Annotated in this window: 15 protein-coding genes, 1 tRNA gene and 1 pseudogene (1 of these 17 running past the window's edge); 10 read left to right on the top strand and 7 right to left on the bottom strand. The window is 60.9% G+C overall.

Annotated features, from left to right (window positions below; genetic code table 11):
- The 3 genes from AUC70_RS08900 to AUC70_RS08895 all read left to right on the top strand — a co-directional run.
- Positions 1-1052: the 3' portion of a M23 family metallopeptidase gene (locus AUC70_RS08900; protein ID WP_141702043.1), read on the top strand. The gene continues 832 nt to the left of window position 1, outside the view; 1052 of the gene's 1884 nt are visible here — the last part of the coding sequence; the start codon falls outside the window, past its left edge; it ends in the stop codon at positions 1050-1052.
- Positions 962-1186, top strand: a complete 225-nt coding sequence (locus AUC70_RS18845; protein WP_083241454.1) for a M23 family metallopeptidase — start codon at positions 962-964, stop codon at positions 1184-1186. Before AUC70_RS08900 ends, AUC70_RS18845 begins: the two co-directional genes overlap by 91 nt.
- 922 nt (positions 1187-2108) lie before the next feature.
- Positions 2109-3167: a hypothetical protein gene (locus AUC70_RS08895; RefSeq protein ID WP_069444486.1), complete on the top strand. Its 1059-nt coding sequence runs from the start codon at positions 2109-2111 to the stop codon at positions 3165-3167.
- Between the two features lie 665 nt (positions 3168-3832).
- Here AUC70_RS08895 and AUC70_RS08885 read toward each other — a convergent pair.
- Complete coding sequence (locus tag AUC70_RS08885) at positions 3833-4642, bottom strand: bestrophin-like domain (protein WP_069444484.1); 810 nt, start codon at positions 4640-4642, stop codon at positions 3833-3835.
- Positions 4643-4879: 237 nt separating this feature from the next.
- A complete protein-coding gene (gene rpoD, locus AUC70_RS08880) occupies positions 4880-6889 on the bottom strand; it encodes an RNA polymerase sigma factor RpoD (protein ID WP_206599340.1) in 2010 nt (669 codons plus the stop codon).
- Positions 6890-7459: 570 nt separating this feature from the next.
- Between rpoD and AUC70_RS17155 the strand changes: the two genes are divergently transcribed.
- The gene (locus AUC70_RS17155) at positions 7460-7627 is read left to right on the top strand and encodes a hypothetical protein (RefSeq protein WP_158007414.1); all 168 of its coding nucleotides are present in this window, start codon (positions 7460-7462) and stop codon (positions 7625-7627) included.
- A 208-nt stretch (positions 7628-7835) separates the two neighbouring features.
- Here the strand turns inward: AUC70_RS17155 and AUC70_RS08875 are convergent, their stop codons facing one another.
- The 5 genes from AUC70_RS08875 to AUC70_RS16275 form a co-directional block, all read right to left on the bottom strand.
- The gene (locus tag AUC70_RS08875; protein ID WP_069444483.1) at positions 7836-8240 is read right to left on the bottom strand and encodes a hypothetical protein; all 405 of its coding nucleotides are present in this window, start codon (positions 8238-8240) and stop codon (positions 7836-7838) included.
- Positions 8237-8728: a DUF6998 domain-containing protein gene (locus AUC70_RS08870; RefSeq protein WP_069444482.1), complete on the bottom strand. Its 492-nt coding sequence runs from the start codon at positions 8726-8728 to the stop codon at positions 8237-8239. Before AUC70_RS08870 ends, AUC70_RS08875 begins: the two co-directional genes overlap by 4 nt.
- Before the next feature lie 736 nt (positions 8729-9464).
- A tRNA-His gene (locus AUC70_RS08865) sits at positions 9465-9541 on the bottom strand.
- Between the two features lie 407 nt (positions 9542-9948).
- The gene (locus AUC70_RS08860; RefSeq protein WP_244505574.1) at positions 9949-10245 is read right to left on the bottom strand and encodes a phasin family protein; all 297 of its coding nucleotides are present in this window, start codon (positions 10243-10245) and stop codon (positions 9949-9951) included.
- The gene (locus AUC70_RS16275) at positions 10188-10454 is read right to left on the bottom strand and encodes a hypothetical protein (RefSeq protein ID WP_141702042.1); all 267 of its coding nucleotides are present in this window, start codon (positions 10452-10454) and stop codon (positions 10188-10190) included. The genes AUC70_RS08860 and AUC70_RS16275 overlap by 58 nt, the downstream gene beginning before the upstream one ends.
- A 315-nt stretch (positions 10455-10769) precedes the next feature.
- On the opposite strand from AUC70_RS16275, the gene AUC70_RS17150 reads away from it, so the two are divergent.
- The 6 genes and pseudogenes from AUC70_RS17150 (at position 10770) to AUC70_RS08835 (ending at position 15942) form a co-directional block, all read left to right on the top strand.
- Entirely contained in the window at positions 10770-11480 is a 711-nt protein-coding gene (locus AUC70_RS17150; RefSeq protein WP_069444481.1) for a hypothetical protein, read from the top strand.
- Between the two features lie 64 nt (positions 11481-11544).
- A pseudogene (locus AUC70_RS18840) lies at positions 11545-11700 on the top strand (histidine kinase dimerization/phospho-acceptor domain-containing protein); the annotation flags it as partial.
- A 137-nt stretch (positions 11701-11837) separates the two neighbouring features.
- Entirely contained in the window at positions 11838-12281 is a 444-nt protein-coding gene (locus AUC70_RS08850; RefSeq protein ID WP_069444480.1) for a sensor histidine kinase, read from the top strand.
- Between the two features lie 317 nt (positions 12282-12598).
- Positions 12599-13648, top strand: coding sequence for a Fe(3+) ABC transporter substrate-binding protein (locus tag AUC70_RS08845; protein WP_069444479.1), 1050 nt, complete (start codon positions 12599-12601; stop codon positions 13646-13648).
- A 10-nt stretch (positions 13649-13658) separates the two neighbouring features.
- Complete coding sequence (locus AUC70_RS17140) at positions 13659-14183, top strand: hypothetical protein (protein WP_069444478.1); 525 nt, start codon at positions 13659-13661, stop codon at positions 14181-14183.
- Complete coding sequence (locus AUC70_RS08835) at positions 14155-15942, top strand: ABC transporter permease (protein WP_083241424.1); 1788 nt, start codon at positions 14155-14157, stop codon at positions 15940-15942. The genes AUC70_RS17140 and AUC70_RS08835 overlap by 29 nt, the downstream gene beginning before the upstream one ends.
- Positions 15943-15989: the final 47 nt, after the last annotated feature.

The following is a 15989-nucleotide window of genomic DNA, read 5'->3' as shown; positions in this document are numbered from 1 at the left end:
CCACCGTCATCCATAAGCTGACCGACGAAGACGAAGCCTTCCGCGAGACGCAAGTGGCGAATGCCCAGACGAAGCTCGTCACGGTCAGCAAGAACGACACGCTAATGGGCGTGCTCCTCAGTGTCGGCACCAGCAAGGAGCTGGCAAACGAGCTGGTGGACAGCCTCGATGCCGTGTTCGGCCCCGAAGATCTGAAGGCCGGACAGAAGATCGACTTCCGCCTCATCGAATCCGAGGCCGATTCGGAGGTCAAAGAACCGGTTCGCATCAGCATTTTCGCTAGCTCGGGCGACCACATCGTCACCACGTCGCGCAACCGCGACGGCGACTATCTGGCCTCGACCGTGGTTCCCCTTGACGAAGTCGTGGTCACCGCCTCCAACCGTGCTTCGCTGTATGAGAGCTTTTACGAATCCGCGCTCAAGCAGAAGCTTCCGGGCGACGTCATCATGAAGCTGCTGCGGGTCCACTCCTACGATGTGGACTTCAAGCAGAAGGTTCGCCCTGGGGACACGTTCGAAGTCTTCTTCGAAGGCGACGGCACCAGCGAGAAAGCCGGCGAGCTGCTTTACACGTCCATGACGGTGGCCGGCGAGACCCGCAAATTCTATCGCTTCCGCACCCCTGACAACACGATCGACTTCTATGACGAGAACGGGTCCAGCGCGAAGAAATTCTTGATGCGCAATCCCGTGAAGGGCGGCCGTCTATCGTCGGGTTTCGGTAATCGCCGCCATCCGCTGCTCCGCCGCATCCGCATGCACACGGGCGTCGACTGGGCCGCACCGGCAGGCACCCCGATCCTGGCCGGCGGCGATGGCACGATCGAGATGGCCGAGCGCCATGGCGGCTACGGCAACTACATCCGCATCCGCCATGCCAACGGCTTCGCCACCGCTTACGGGCACATGACCCGCTTTGCCACCGGCTCCAAGCCTGGCGCCCGCGCAAGCAAGGCCAGATCATCGGCTATGTCGGCACGACCGGCCGCTCCACCGGCCCCCACCTTCACTACGAAGTCCTGGTCAACAACAAGTTCGTCAACCCGATGACGATCGCCGTGCCCCGCGGCCTCGAGCTTGATGGTCGCAACCTGGCCGCCTTCCAAAAGGAACGCCGCCGCATCGATGCCCTGATGGAACTGGATCCCGTCACCAACCGCATCGCCCAAGCCGACATTCAATAGATTTGCCCTACCGCGCTAGCGCGCTACTTGAGGACGTTTCTGTTTGCGCTACCGCGCTTCGCGCTACTTGAGCGCGATATGCTCTATCGCCTAGCGGCTACTTGAGCGCGAGGGTCGCTTTCAAACCCTGCCTTCCCTCCTTCGTCATTGCCGGACTTGTTCCGGCAATCCACGTCTTTCATGCCGCCCCTCACATTCGTGGATGCTCGGGACAAGCCCGAGCATGACGAGTCAGAGGAAAAACGCGCACGCCAAAATTCCCGCTGCCGTCCGGCACCGGGTTCGCCAAAATCCCCCTACGTCTCAAAACAACTGCCCTCACGCAGTGAGGAGTCCCGAAGGGACGTGCGGGGCGCTGGTCGGCCGCCGTCCGATTGTTTTTGTTGGGCAGCCTTACTGCGCTCAAGTAGCGCGTATGCGCGGTAGCGCGAAGAATTGGCCCCGCATGGCGTTCGGACAGTGCTTCGCACACGCTACCAAACCTGCGCGAAGCTCGCCTCGACGCCGCAGCGATGTTTTAGAGCCCCCATCCGCTCTGCTTACCGCCGGTGGCACAGGCGCACGCGAACCGCATGCGCCTCACCCGATGGCCCACGCGTTACAGCGCAGGCGGTCGGAGCGGGGACCCCCGAGGCTGGTCCGTTAGCCGCGGCGCGGGTGTCCGGGGCAGGCCTCCACGGAGACATCAACACCCTTCCGTTCCGCGCCACCTCGGGCGCTGCATCCCCCGCCCCGAGAGCAGACGGTCTGCAGCTCGCGTCCTCACGAACGAGGGATACACACAGTGTACGGCAGGTTTTGGAGGGGGAGGATAAGAATCGGGCGGAAGTGTCGAGCAGTGCGGTCAACATAGAAGGCGCTCGCAATATAGACGCTTCAGCGTGTATTCTAATTCAACTTCACTACTTAACGTTGGTTCGGAATGTGGCAGGAATTTCGCCAGAGTCGCGTCAGGCAGTTCTGCGAGGAGCTAACCCCGAAGCGACTCGATAGCATCCTTCAGTACTTCACAAACCGGTTTCAAGGGTTCGGACGCGGCAGAGTCTACTTCGACGACTTGTCGCTCAGCATTGCGCTGACGCTCACGACAAATGACACACCCATCAATGAACTCATTAGTGACGAGTTTCGTCAACGATCCGTGTCACTGCTCCCAGCCATCCTGGAGGAACTGGTTATTGAGACGCCTTTCGACGTCTTGCGGGCGGTAAACACGATTGTCGTCTCTGCTGCACTTACGGCAGAGATCTCTCGTGCTCGGAGAATCTCCACCAAGCCCGAGCAGTTGGCGTCTGCGCTTCGCGAAGCAGAGCAGAAAATCGATGAGACTTATGCGTTTCTGCGCTCCAATCCAGAGCTCTGGTACTCTTTGACCGAGATACTCCACGATATCGATAGCGTAAGCGGGGCAAACTTCAAGCACAGTGAGATCGACAAGATCATGCATCTAGAAGCGCTCAAGCTAGCGCTGTATGTCGCGCAGAAGGATCATGCGTTCGACGATGGAGATGACGGCCGATATGTGGAGATCCATAAAGCAGCGGCTAAGCCAAAACTCAGCGCAGTTGACAAGGCCTACTACCTATCCAAAAGGTTCGGTGGCCCAAGATTTGTGACAACTCCGAACTCACCTTTCTCAGCTGTCGCAGCATTAATCTTTGAAATAGCGACAGGGACCCGAGACAGCAGCATGCTTGGCTCAATAAACCGATTCAAATCCGGGGATCGGCCATTCATGTCGGCAATTGAATGGGACACCGAGCACCTCACGCCTACGGACGCGGAGATGAGAGATATTACGATCAACTGGCATCACCGACGAGCAAAGCTCTTTGCTTCGTTGTTCAGGCGAAACGACCACAACATGGGCCTCTTTGGAACCATGGTCTTGGGAGAATTGGCCGAACAGAACTTCAAAGAAACTCAGGTCGCCTTGGAGACCCGTATAAAGGCTGACGCCAATCAATCCGACATCGACTGACTCTTGCAATTCTCACGTAGATAGAACTCGGCGCCAGTCTGGTATGACCCCCAATATTGGCGGCAGGGGTTTAGTATTTTTCAACCTTGCCTCGTTATTGTGCGCAGACACCCCCAAGATCTGCTCATTCTAGGCCGAAGGACAACGAGAAATGCAAAGGGTCAAAAATTTAGAGTCTAAATATTCGACACTTCAGGACGTGGATCTGACTGATACTGGGCCAACCCAAGACGAACTAGCTAAGACGTACGTCTCGGGCGATTTCGGGATGAACGCTCGTTTCAGTTTCAGAATGGAAACGCCTTTGAAGGCATTGAAGCAATGGCTGCATCGTCTCCTGGTCCAATAAGTGGCCCCACTGGTATGACCATCGAAGATTTCTGTGTACGGAATGGCTATAGCATTGAAAGGCTGGCCACCGAGTTAGAGGTTAGCAGGGCCACTATCTTCAACTGGAAACGACATCCGGCGGGACCGCCCCGGGCAGTTTTGCTCGCGTTGCGCGCGTTGGAACTGGATACCGACTCCAGAAAGACCCCCGAGAGAGATGAGAAGCTGCCCTCGAAAAAGTATAAGCGTAGCGGATACCGATAGTACAACTTAGACAAGCCAGCCGCTCCGACGACAAGAGATGTGACGCATCCGAAGGGTCACCTCACCGCCCCCTACTCCCCGCCCACCGGCCCCTCTGTCTTCATGCGCTGGATGACCGCGTCGATCGGGTCCGGGGTGATGTGGACCGGGCCTGAGAACGGGAAGTTCAGGTGGATGGCGAGGAAGAAGGTCGCGCCGACGATCATGGCGAGGCCCGCCGTCATCAGCACTTGCGGGCCTACTTTCTGCGTGGCGAAGAAGGCGGGATAGGCGAGCGTGATGAGCCCGCCGAGAACGAGCACGCCCCAGATGACCGGGGTCATGTGGCCGCCCACGTCCGAGAGCCGCTCCAGCCGCAAATCCGCCGTCTGCTGCAACAGATCGATGCCGTGCAGGATGGTCGGCATCAGGGCGAGATCGTTCGACTGGATCTGCCCCAGCGTGTAGCTCAGCTTCGCATAGGCCTCGGACGCCTCGTCGCTGCCGTGGCGGCCGAGCTCCATCTGCGGCCAGTCGTCGTCGCGCACGGCGACCGCATAGGTCATCAGCGCACTGCGGATCTTCGCGCCGTCCGCTTCCGGATAGTTGTAGCTGTTGCGGTAGAGATTGTAGAAGCGCTCGGCCTCCGCATCGACGGCGTGCTTGGTGTCCTCGAACTCCTGCCACACGCCGACCACGACGAAGGCCAGCAGCACCGAATAGGCGACGCCGACCACGGCATATTTGAAGCCGGCGACCTCGTGGTTGGTGGCGATGACCTTGACGCCGAACGTCCAGCGGACCGCGAGCTGCAGCCCCACGCTGAAGGCAACGCTCGCGCCGATGACGAGGCTCGCGAGCAGCCAGACCGGCATCGCGTTGATGATCTCCAGACCGGTCAAAATTCTTTTCCTTGCGCTACCGCGCTTCGCGCAACAAAAGCACGGCGTTCGCCCCCTTCGTCATTGCCCGGCTCGACCGGGCAATCCAGTAACCACCGCCGTGCCGGATCACGACGGGCGGAGTCTACTGGATGCCCGCCTTCGCGGGCATGACAGCCTCGGACATCGTGCCAGCCCCAAACAAAATGCCCGGCGCGAGGCCGGGCATTACTGCAATCCATAAAAGGCACGAAGTGCCTAATTGTCCAGGAAGCTGCGGAGCTTCCGCGAGCGGCTCGGGTGCTTCAGCTTGCGCAGGGCCTTGGCCTCGATCTGGCGGATGCGTTCGCGGGTGACCGAGAACTGCTGGCCTACCTCTTCGAGCGTGTGATCCGTGTTCATGCCGATGCCGAAGCGCATGCGCAGCACGCGCTCTTCGCGCGGCGTGAGCGAGGCCAGCACGCGCGTGGTCGTCTCGCGCAGGTTCGACTGGATGGCCGCGTCGATCGGGAGCACGGCGTTCTTGTCCTCGATGAAGTCGCCGAGATAGCTGTCTTCCTCGTCGCCGATGGGCGTCTCGAGGCTGATGGGCTCCTTGGCGATCTTCAGGACCTTGCGGACCTTCTCGAGCGGCATGGCGAGCTTCTCGGCCAGCTCCTCGGGCGTCGGCTCGCGGCCGATCTCGTGGAGCATCTGGCGCGAGGTGCGCACGATCTTGTTGATGGTCTCGATCATGTGCACGGGGATGCGGATGGTGCGGGCCTGGTCCGCGATCGAGCGGGTGATCGCCTGACGGATCCACCACGTGGCATAGGTCGAGAACTTGTAGCCGCGGCGGTATTCGAACTTATCGACGGCCTTCATCAGGCCGATATTGCCTTCCTGGATCAGGTCCAGGAACTGCAGGCCGCGGTTCGTGTATTTCTTGGCGATGGAAATCACGAGACGCAGGTTCGCCTCGACCATCTCCTTCTTGGCCTGGCGCGCTTCCCGCTCGCCCTTCTGCACGATGGAGACGATGCGGCGAAACTCGGCGATCTGCAGGCCGGTCTCGGTGGCCAGCTGATGGATCTCGCCGCGCAACTCCTTCACGAGCCCGCGCTCGTCGTGGATGAAGTCGGCCCAGCCCTTCTTCTTCAGGCGGCCGACGCGACGCAGCCAGTTGGGGTCGAGCTCGTTGCCCTGGTATTCGCCGATGAAGTCCTCGCGCTTCACGCCATAGCCTTCGGCAAGACGGAGCAGCCGGCCCTCGTAGCCCATCAGCTTCTTGTTGATGAGGTAGAGGGTCTCGACCAGCGTCTCGATGCGGTTCGCATTGAGCTGGAGGGATTTGACCTCGGTGACGATCTCGTCCTTGAGCTGCTTATAGCGGCGATGCTGGCTGGTGGAGAGGTCCTCGTTCTTCAGCGCCTTCTCGACCTGCTGATCCTGCAGCTTACGGAGCTTCTTGTAGTTGCTGGCGACGAGATCGAAGGTCTCGAGAACCTGCGGCTTCAGCTCGGCCTCCATGGCGGCGAGCGAAAGCGAGTTCTCCATGTCGTCGTCGTCGTCTCCTCGGACTCGCCTCGGCGCCCTCTTCCTCGGATTCCTCGTCGTCCTTGCCTTCGGCCTTAGCGGCGCCATTGGCCTTGTCCTCGCCCTCCTCGGGCTCCTCGCCCGGCAGCGGCTGCGAGGGCACCTGCTTGGCGTCAGGGCCTGATAGGTGGCTTCGAGATCGATGATGTCGCGGAGCAGAATCTTGCCTTCGTTCAGCTCGTCGCGCCAGATGATGATGGCCTGGAAGGTGAGCGGGCTTTCGCACAGCCCGGCGATCATGGCTTCGCGGCCGGCCTCGATGCGTTTGGCGATGGCGATCTCGCCCTCGCGGGACAGAAGCTCCACGGAGCCCATCTCGCGCAGATACATGCGCACCGGATCGTCGGTGCGCTCGGCCGGCTCGCGCGCGGTGGTCTCGGGCTTGGCCACGGCGGACTGCGCGACGACGGCCTTGCCGCCCTCGCCGTCCGTGTTCTCGCCTTCTTCCGCCTCTTCGCTATCGATCACATTGATGCCCATATCCGAGAGCATGGACATCGTGTCCTCGATTTGCTCGGACGAGACTTCCTCGGACGGAAGCACCTCGTTGAGCTCGTCATAGGTGACGAAGCCGCGCTGCTTGGCCGTCTTGATAAGCTTCTTGACGGCGGCGTCGGACATGTCGAGAACAGGTCCGTCCTGGGACTGAGTCTCGGTCTCTTGATCTTCGGCTTGGGCGGTCTTGGTGGCCATGCATGTCACTCCGGGGCGCGCGGGCGAAAACGGCGCCAGTATCGTGGCGGGAAGCGCTCAAAGGCGCCTCGCCGATCGGCGGCTCTAGCTGTGCCTGTGGTCAGGCCTGTCTAGGGCTAAAGCCTCTTCGGTTGTCTCTGGTTCCGCCCAACCCTCCAGACGGACCAGAAGCGATTAACGGGCGCATCCTTAATCGTCAATTAAGCATGCACCTCATGCGGGCGGCGATTTTCGCCCGAAAACCCTCAAGCCCGGAAAATTGTCCGGTTTTTGCCCGGAAATCCGGGGTTTTCCTACCGACGCGGGCACTGCGGAAAAAACGCGCGCACTCAGGCGTCTCATATTTGACGTACCAGGATGACTTGGCGAGCAGCGGTGCCCCTGTCAAGGGCGCAATCCGCGCACCCGGCTGGTTTTTTCGTCGCTCCCGAAGGCGCGGCCAGGGGCCCTGGTGAACAATCGCCAGAACCAACGCCAACGCTCCGGGGCCCTGAGCAGTCCACCTTGAGGCTTGCGTGGATCTCAGCACAAGAACATCCTTGAAGGCCAATCGAATAGGAGGATCGTCGGATGGCAGACTCAAAGGGGTTCGCAAGGGAGCTCAACGCGCTCATCAAGCGGTACATCGATGGGGGCAGCGACCCGGAGGATATCGCCGCCGAATTGGCTCGCGAAGCCAGTTACGTGTTCGGGCACTACAACCTCGAAATCTATCTCGAGACACGATCCAAAGGCTGAATTGCCAGCAACGCAAAGCCACGCCCGGGCGCTAGGGGCAATGACTGCGCAACGGGCTGGTCGTTTCGCGTCTCACGAAGGTGTGGGCGTTTGAGGACTTGGTCTGGTTCCGCAGGAAGTCAGTTTGTAGTGGTGGTGGAACCCCAGGCGACCATCTTGGCAGACATCTCTGTAACTCCGCTAGCTGACAAGACCGAAAGTTCGCGTCCTACTCGACGCTGCCATAGTTGCCGAGCCCATAGCCGGCTATTAGACCGCCGAGCGCCCCAAGGCCCAGCGAGAGCACACCTCCCATTAGCGCAATGAAGGTGTTGGCCCGTACAATTGCGTCCTCTTTGTCGTTTCCAGAACCCTCACGGCGCTGCCAGTTAGCAGCCAACTTCGCTGCAAGCCATGCAATGAGAATTGTACCGGTCTGCGGAACCGCGAAGGCGACAAGCACGAACGCAAGAGCCCTCTCGAAGGTACCAAGTAGCCCCGAGGGAACATGAGGGTACAGCTTTTCCGACGAGACTTGGCTCTGCTCACGAACCCATCTTGTGAATGGCCCAACAATTCTGTCGGAACCAAACACGAATAAGAGACCAAGAACGAACAGGATGCCGCTGCTCATAGCGCTTGCTCTGCCTTTCGTACGTTGTCAGTTATGTCAATGACACCAGGCATGTCCCACACGATGTCCTTCAGAAGGAAGCGATGTGCATTTACCCTGGGCATCGGTCCTGCTCTTTTCCGAACTACTTGATATGGGATTAGCGCCGCGCGCTGAACCTGGAAACGTTCGTCGAATAGGACGCCAGCCAAAACATCGAAGGGCTTTTGGTCGAGGCCGCGAAGCGCGCTCAGCTGGCGAGACTTGTTCCAAGGCGTAAGCCGGCGTCCTTTAATCTCATACCGGGTGCCATCAGGACCTACAGCATCAACTCCCTTGGCCGACTTGCCCTGACGCTTTAGACCAAGAGCGGAGCAGACGTACGTCTCTGCGAGATCGCCCACGATATTGGCGGACTGGATCACGTCTCGGCTGCGCAGTTCGTTTTGGCAGTCTGCGATGAGCGCGAGCAACTGGCTGTTAGTTTTCGATGACAGTTTGAGCGCCATGCGTCTCCCCTCCGCAAACGGCTAGTAGTTGAGCAGTCTGGTGCGCCGTCACGTGGCTGAGGCCGTCAACAACCCAAACGCTCAACGCTCTTAGTCATAAGATCGCTTGTTGCATCGCGACCCAACCCGAAACGATGGCATCGGGTTCCCACTAGCATCTACACCTGGTGCAGTCGCGCTCGCACTTGCACACACTGTCGACACACACCAGGGGCCCTCGGTATGATTCCTGTTGACATACCGGCGGGCTTGAATCGCTTCCCTCGTAGGCCGATTGATATTCAGGGTGATGGTGTAACGAGGATCCCACTCGCCATCACGTCCTCGACATGTACCCGTCGTGACGTACGCCTCATACTGCAGCTTGCAGTATCCGGCTTTCTGGCTACCAAACGCCCCGACACAAAGCTGTGCGGCACGCGCTGTTAGATTTGCAGCCGAAACTGACGCGATGAGGACGAGCACTCCAAGTAGCGGCCTTCTCTGCGGCATAACTCATGCCTCCCAATCTGCACTGGCGATTGCACACGCAAAATTAGTAGAGTGCGCATACTACACGCATTTGCAACTGTTAATGGGAACCATGTGGTGGGCAAAAGGAGTCTGCCAGGCAACGCATGAACCGCACTTGCCGCCAATGCTTTGTTTGTCTTCGGCGAACGTGGGATCAACCTTCGCGGAAACGGCGATGGTCTGCGCGCAGTCGAATAGGGAGGCTCAGGTCGTATTGGAAAAATGGTACCGCTGACTGGATTCGAACCAGTGACCTCTTGATCCACAATCAAGCGCTCTAACCAACTGAGCTACAGCGGCACATCTGCCTGACGGCTCCTGTCCTTGCCCGAGGCATTCGAGAGCCGGCCGTCCGTGCATCCGGGAACGTCTTCGAAAAAGCGCCTCGGACCGGCTGCCGGGCGGGCACCTCGACCGGACCCTAAGGGCAGCCCTTTGAGCTTGCAAGCAAGCCGTCCGATCGCCCCCGCAACACGCCGGAGGCGCAGATTTCACGACGGGCGTGGAAAATCAAGAGCCGCAGAAAACAAACTGAAAATAAAAGGCCCGGGATAAGACCCGAGCCTCAAAAGTGATAACGCAATACGCGACTGACAAACGCTGTTACAGGCGACTTTTTGCACCTTCGTTACGCATTAACTCGGTTACACGACGCGATACTCGGCTACGCTACACATACTTGGCCACGCGAGGCGGCGGCGCCTGGCTTAAGAGGCCTTGCGCACCGTCTCGAAAGACTTGGTCATCTGATCCTTGAGCGGACCGGACGTGTCGGTCGCAATCTTCTTCGTCAGCTCCTGGATCTCCGTCGCCTGGCCCGCGAACACCTCGAACTGGTTGCGGATGTAGGACGACTGCAGCTCCACGAACTCGGCAAGGGTCTTGGCGCCAGCCAGGCTCTTGGCGTAGTCAAAACCCGAGTTCAAATTGCGCTGCGCGATTTCGATCAGCTTACGATTGAAAGCCGTGGCGCCCTGTCCTGCCGCATCGAAGGAGCGCTCCAGCGCGTCGATCGATTCGTCCAGCGCTTCCTTGCCACGCTCGTAGGCTCGCGGGTCTGATTGACGGTGTTCTCCGCCATCGAGCGCACGCTCTCGGGCACTTCAGCATCGAATTTCAGGGCGTCGAATTCCTTGGCGGCAGTCTCGAACGACTCCGTCATCTTCTCCATGGTTTCCATGGGCGTCTGGGGCATTTCTGAAGTCTCTGTCATCGGGGCACCTCTCCGTTGTGTTCCTCAATTCGCCTGTGAAGGGAATGAACGCGGATTCAACTCTCAGCCGCCGCTTTTGTTGCACTGCACTATATTTTCTGGGCCGCGCCGATTCAAGTGACAGAGCTGTCAAAAAGGCTCTATTTATCGGTGCTGGACGAATTTCTTGCTTTCGGCCTATGGATCGAATCCAATTGCCCTAAGTTTAGTGGTCGAGTCGATCTGACGCCGCTAGACAGGCACCATTTGACTGGGCAGAGATGCACATCAAATGTGCGTAAGACGTGCTCAGGAAGGGTCTCACCGGGGCGGATCATGACCGACCTCAGGCTGCAAAATCGGATAGGACAGGACGACCGGGAAGCGCTTGAGCATATCGCGCGCGCGCTTGAGGGCCGTGTGTTGTCCGGCCCCGCCTCGGTCGGTGAGCCCGCGAACGTCAACGGCGAGCCGGCCAATGGCAGTCTTGCCGCGCCCGCAGCGACAGACGGCGACGCGGACGAGCAGCTGAGCACGCCTCAACTCGACCCCGCGGGCGTCGAAGCGCTGATCGAGGCGATGCCGGCTGCGATCGGCATTCTCAAGGGCGATGCCCTCAACACCGTCAACAGCGCCTTCGCCTATGCGTTCGGCTATCGCTCACCGGCCGAGCTGATCGAAGCGGGCGGCCTGGACGCGGTCCTGCCCGGCGGCCTGGCCGAGTTGCGCGGACATCCGCCGCGCGAGCCGATCGGCGGCATCGCGGCCGTCTCCCGGTCGCGGCGGCGCCTGAGCGTGACCTTTTTGCTGAGCCCGCTCGACCAGGGCGGGCAGGTGCAGCTCCTGCGTCTGGTCGACCCTTCGGATCTCGAGCTGGAACCGCCCGCACCCGAGGCAGAGGCAACAGCCGCCGCGGTCGCAATTCCCACCAGTCAGCGTCCGAGCCAGAGGCACAGGCCGAGCAAGAGGCACAGGCCGAGCCGCTTGCCGTGGCTGTGGCGCCCGCAGTTGCCGAGCCCGCGCCTGCCGAGAGCGCGCCAGAGGTAGCGCAGCCGGCGCCAAGCCCGGCCGTACGAAGGACCGGACCGACGAGGCGGACACAGCCGCCGCGGTGGCCGCCGCGTTGCGCGAACGGACCCGGGAAGTCGCGGCACGGCAGCTCGATTTCCTCGCCAAGGTCAGCCACGAGGTGCGGACCCCGCTCAACTCAATCATCGGCTTCGCGGAACTGATGCTGCATGAGCGCTTCGGCCCGATCGGCAACACCCGCTACAAAGGCTATGCGGAAGACATTCATCAGAGCGGGCTCTATGCGCTCAGCCTACTGACGACCTGCTCGACATTTCCAAGATCGAAGCCGGAAAGTTCGAACTCGACTTCACCTCCGTCGACGTCGCCGAGGTCGTGGAAGCGTGCGTCGCAAGCCTGCAGCCGCTCGCCAAGCGGACCCGGATCGTGCTGCGCACATCCTTCGCCGACGACCTGCCTCTGGTGCTGGCCGACCCAAGGCGCTTGCGGCAGGTCCTCCTGAACCTCCTCACCAACGCCATCAAGTTCACACGCGAGGGGGGGCAGGTCATCGTCTCCGGCACGATGGTCGGCAACGAACTGCGCTTGCGTGTTCGCGACAGCGGCGTCGGCATGAGCGAGAACGACATCGCTTATGCCATGCAGCCCTTCCACCAACTCGACACCTCGCCCCGGCACCAGTCCGGAACGGGGCTCGGTCTTCCGCTGACCAAGGCGTTGACCGATGCGATTCGCGCCCGGCTCGAACTTACGAGCGAACCCGGCGTCGGCACCTCCGCCGATGTGATTTTCCCGAAGGAACGCCTGTTCCGACGCTAGCGGCGAAGCGACGCGGCCCCGCTTCCAGAACCACGGCCAGACGGCAAATTTGCTCTCCAGCGCTGAGAAGACGCGTTCACGTTGCAAGAACAGACTGTTAAGTATGGAGGTCTCTTCTTGCGAATACTTATTTCTTTGAATTCTTCTAAATCCAATCTTTGGTTTAGAAGGCTTCTAAGTTCCGTTTCATTTACATAATCTTATTGACACCCGCCAGTCCGGCAGCTTTAAGCGAATATATGTGTCCCCGGCGTGTTCCGGGGAGAGGTACCACTGTCCGATACCAGGGCCTTGAACCCTGGCCATTGGAGGATTGAATGCGCTGGACATTTGCGTGCGCGGCCACGGCTGCGGCACTTCTCGCTACTTCCGTTTCACACATCCCGGCTCGCGCCGAAGCGCCCGGCGAAGTGAATATCTATTCTTACCGGCAACCCTATCTGATCGAACCGCTGCTCGAAGAGTTCAGCGCCGAGACCGGTATCAAGACCAACGTCATCTTCGCGTCCAAGGGCCTGATCGAACGCATCCAGGCCGAGGGGCGCAACAGCCCGGCCGACCTTTTGCTGACGACCGATATCGGCAATCTCAGCCAAGCCGTCACATCGGGCATTTCGCAACCCGTAACGTCGGCGGCGATCGATGAGTCGATCCCTGCGTCCTACCGCGGCACCGACGACGAATGGATCGGACTGACGCGGCGCGCCCGAGTGGTTTACGCCTCCAAGGACCGGGTCGAGCAGGACAGCATCACCTACGAAGAACTCGCCGACCCGAAATGGCGCGGCAGGATCTGCATCCGCTCCGGGCAGCATCCCTACAACGTCGCGCTCGTCGCTTCGATGATCGCTCATCTGGGCCCCGACGAGACCGAGACTTGGCTGCGCGGCGTCAAAACCAACCTCGCCCGCAAGCCCGCCGGCAACGACCGTCTTCAGGTGAAGGGCGTCTACGCAGGCGAATGCGATCTGGCGATCGGCAACACCTACTACATGGGCAAGATGCTGACCGACGAGGACCATCCCGAGCAGAAGGAGTGGGCCGAGTCCGTGAAGATGCTGTTCCCGAACACGGACGGCCGCGGCACGCACGTCACGGTCTCCGGCGTCGTCTTGGCGAAGAACGCGCCGAACAAGGACAACGCGCTCAAGCTCATCGAATTTCTGGCCTCGGACACGGGTCAGAACATGTACGCGGAAGTGAACCACGAATACCCGACCAAGGACGGTGTTCCGTGGTCGGACCTTGTCCAGTCCTGGGGAACATTCAAGGCGGATGCAGTATCGCTGAACGAGATCGCCGCACTGCGTAAGGCGGCAAGTGAGATGATCGATAAAGTCGGCTTCGACGACGGGCCGAGCTCATAAGGGGGCGGTAATGAGCTTTCAACCACGATTCACCAACCATCACGAAACCCGTGGCGAAGTCCACGCCTTCTCCGGGCCCGAATGGCTCGTAGGCGTCGGCTTCCGCTGCTGGCTCGCAGGGTATGACACAGGCGACATCACCTGCTGGGAGAACGGCTGGAACACCTTCAATCGGGTTCTCGGTCCGGCACGCGCGAAACGCGCCGTCACCGAACTTGCCTGTTGGGTGCGCGCCACGCGGGCTGCGGCCTCCCGCCCGATCGAGTACAACGCGCTCGACAGCCGGCGCTTCTGCGCCGACGAGTGCATGGCCATGTCCCTGATCGCCGCCTCGCAGCATCATCGCTGCCCGGCCATGCAGGCCTGCGCACTCGCCCTGACGGGATCGGACACGGTCGACCCGGTCATCGATGCCGCCAACGCCTTCGCCGACGCGCTCGACGAAGCCGATTACCGCCTCAACCAGGAGATCGTGGCCGCGCTGGTCGCCTCCGAGGCCCGTGCGCATGGAGGCTCGCTCTCTGTCCCGCGCTGATCTGCCGTCTGGGCAGGTCGCGCAGGCTCGGCCGGCGTCCTTGAGGCGCCGGTTCGCAAGGCTGTTTGAGAAGGGCAACTTTTCCTGGTCCGCAGGCGCCCTGATCCTATCTTTGCTCGCGGCGGCGCCGTTGTTCGCGATCGCCGTCATGGCGCTGCAGTCGAGCGGCGACACCTGGCCCCATCTCATCGAGAACGTCCTGCCGGGCGCCGTGCGGCGCACGCTGATCCTCATGGCGGGGGTCGCGGCCATCGCACTTGTCACGGGGACAGGGACCGCGTGGCTCGTCACGATGTACCGCTTTCCGGGCCGGGGGCTGTTCCAGTGGCTGCTGTTGCTGCCCCTGGCGATGCCCACCTACATCATTGCCTTTTGCTACATCGAACTCTTCGACTACTCCGGAGAGGTGCAGACGGCGCTGCGGAACCTGTTCGGCTGGCAAAGCGCGCGGGACTACTGGTTCCCGGACATTCGAACGCTGACAGGCGCGATCTTCGTCATGGGTGCGGTCCTCTACCCTTATGTCTACATCACCGCGCGCGCCAGCTTCGTCGCCCAGTCGATCTGCGTGATCGAGGCGAGCCGCACGCTGGGCCGCAGTGCCGCCGAAACCTTCTGGCAAATAGCCTTGCCACTCGCCCGCCCTGCCCTTGCCGCTGGAACGGCGCTGGCGCTCATGGAAACGCTGAACGATATCGGTGCCGTCGAGTTCTTCGGGGTGCGGACGCTCACCGTGACCGTCTACGACACGTGGCTCGATCGCGGCAGCCTCGCGGGCGCCGCCCAGATTTCCTGCGTGATGCTGCTCTTCGTGCTGGCGGTTCTGGGACTTGAGCGCGGGCTGCGGTCCGGCAAGCGGTTTCATCATACGACCGGTAAGTACCGGGATCTGCCTGAGTCGCGGCTAACAGGATGGAAGGCGGGCTTCGCGACGCTGGCCTGCGCCCTGCCCATCCTGATCGGTTTCGTTCTGCCCACCTACGTACTGGCGGGCGACGCCATCGTGCATCTTGCGTCCGGCCTGACCGAGGACTTTTGGCGCGCGGCCATGCACAGTCTCACGCTTTCGCTTGCGGCAGCCGTGCTCGGCGTGATCTTCGCCGTGGTCCTCGCCTATGGGCGGCGTCAGACCCAGTCGAAGCTTGTGCACATCGCGAGCTTCGTGCCCGCCGTCAGCTATGCGGTGCCGGGTACCGTTCTTGCCATCGGCATACTGATCCCGCTCGCCGGTCTCGACAACACGATCGACGACGCGGCCCGCTCTCTGTTCGGCGTGTCCACGGGGCTGATCCTCTCGGGTTCTGCCTTTGCCATTGTCGTCGCCTACACCATCCGCTTCCTGGCCGCCTCGCTCGGCTCCGTGGAGGCGGGGCTCAGCAAGATCACGCGCAACATCGATGCAGCCGGCCGGACCTTGGGTGCGTCGGTGACCCAGATGCTCTGGCGCGTCCATCTTCCCCTTCTTCGCCCCACGCTCGGCGCGGCTGCGCTGCTCGTATTCGTGGACTCCATGAAGGAGCTCCCGGCCACGTTGCTGCTGCGTCCCTTCAACTTCGATACGCTGGCGACCCAGGTCTTCACCCTGGCCTCGCTCTATCGCTACGAGGAAGCCGGTCTGTCAGCTTTGACCATCGTCCTAGTCAGCCTGGTGCCGGTACTGTTTCTCCACGGAATCATTGCCAGGAGCCGCCCCGGCACTTCGGCCTCGCGCGTCCACACTACCGGCACGAAGGAGGAATTGGCGTTGCCAATTTCCTGATAAACCAAGAGAATGAACCCCTTGGGTTCGCCTGGTTTGGGTTGTCG

The sequence above is a fragment of the Methyloceanibacter stevinii genome, from assembly GCF_001723355.1.
In the GTDB taxonomy this organism is placed as follows: domain Bacteria; phylum Pseudomonadota; class Alphaproteobacteria; order Rhizobiales; family Methyloligellaceae; genus Methyloceanibacter; species Methyloceanibacter stevinii.
The sequence above is the reverse complement of the archived record's forward strand: the minus strand, read 5'-3'. Positions and strand labels throughout refer to the sequence as shown.

Excerpts from the sequence above, each read along its gene's own strand:
- AUC70_RS08895 (WP_069444486.1), top strand. The coding sequence starts at position 2,109 with ATGTGGCAGGAATTTCGCCAGAGTCGCGTCAGGCAGTTCTGCGAGGAG.
- rpoD (WP_206599340.1), bottom strand. The coding sequence starts at position 6,889 with ATGGCCACCAAGACCGCCCAAGCCGAAGATCAAGAGACCGAGACTCAG.
- AUC70_RS17155 (WP_158007414.1), top strand. The coding sequence starts at position 7,460 with ATGGCAGACTCAAAGGGGTTCGCAAGGGAGCTCAACGCGCTCATCAAG.
- AUC70_RS08875 (WP_069444483.1), bottom strand. The coding sequence starts at position 8,240 with ATGAGCAGCGGCATCCTGTTCGTTCTTGGTCTCTTATTCGTGTTTGGT.
- AUC70_RS08870 (WP_069444482.1), bottom strand. The coding sequence starts at position 8,728 with ATGGCGCTCAAACTGTCATCGAAAACTAACAGCCAGTTGCTCGCGCTC.
- AUC70_RS16275 (WP_141702042.1), bottom strand. The coding sequence starts at position 10,454 with ATGACAGAGACTTCAGAAATGCCCCAGACGCCCATGGAAACCATGGAG.
- AUC70_RS17150 (WP_069444481.1), top strand. The coding sequence starts at position 10,770 with ATGACCGACCTCAGGCTGCAAAATCGGATAGGACAGGACGACCGGGAA.
- AUC70_RS08845 (WP_069444479.1), top strand. The coding sequence starts at position 12,599 with ATGCGCTGGACATTTGCGTGCGCGGCCACGGCTGCGGCACTTCTCGCT.
- AUC70_RS17140 (WP_069444478.1), top strand. The coding sequence starts at position 13,659 with ATGAGCTTTCAACCACGATTCACCAACCATCACGAAACCCGTGGCGAA.
- AUC70_RS08835 (WP_083241424.1), top strand. The coding sequence starts at position 14,155 with ATGGAGGCTCGCTCTCTGTCCCGCGCTGATCTGCCGTCTGGGCAGGTC.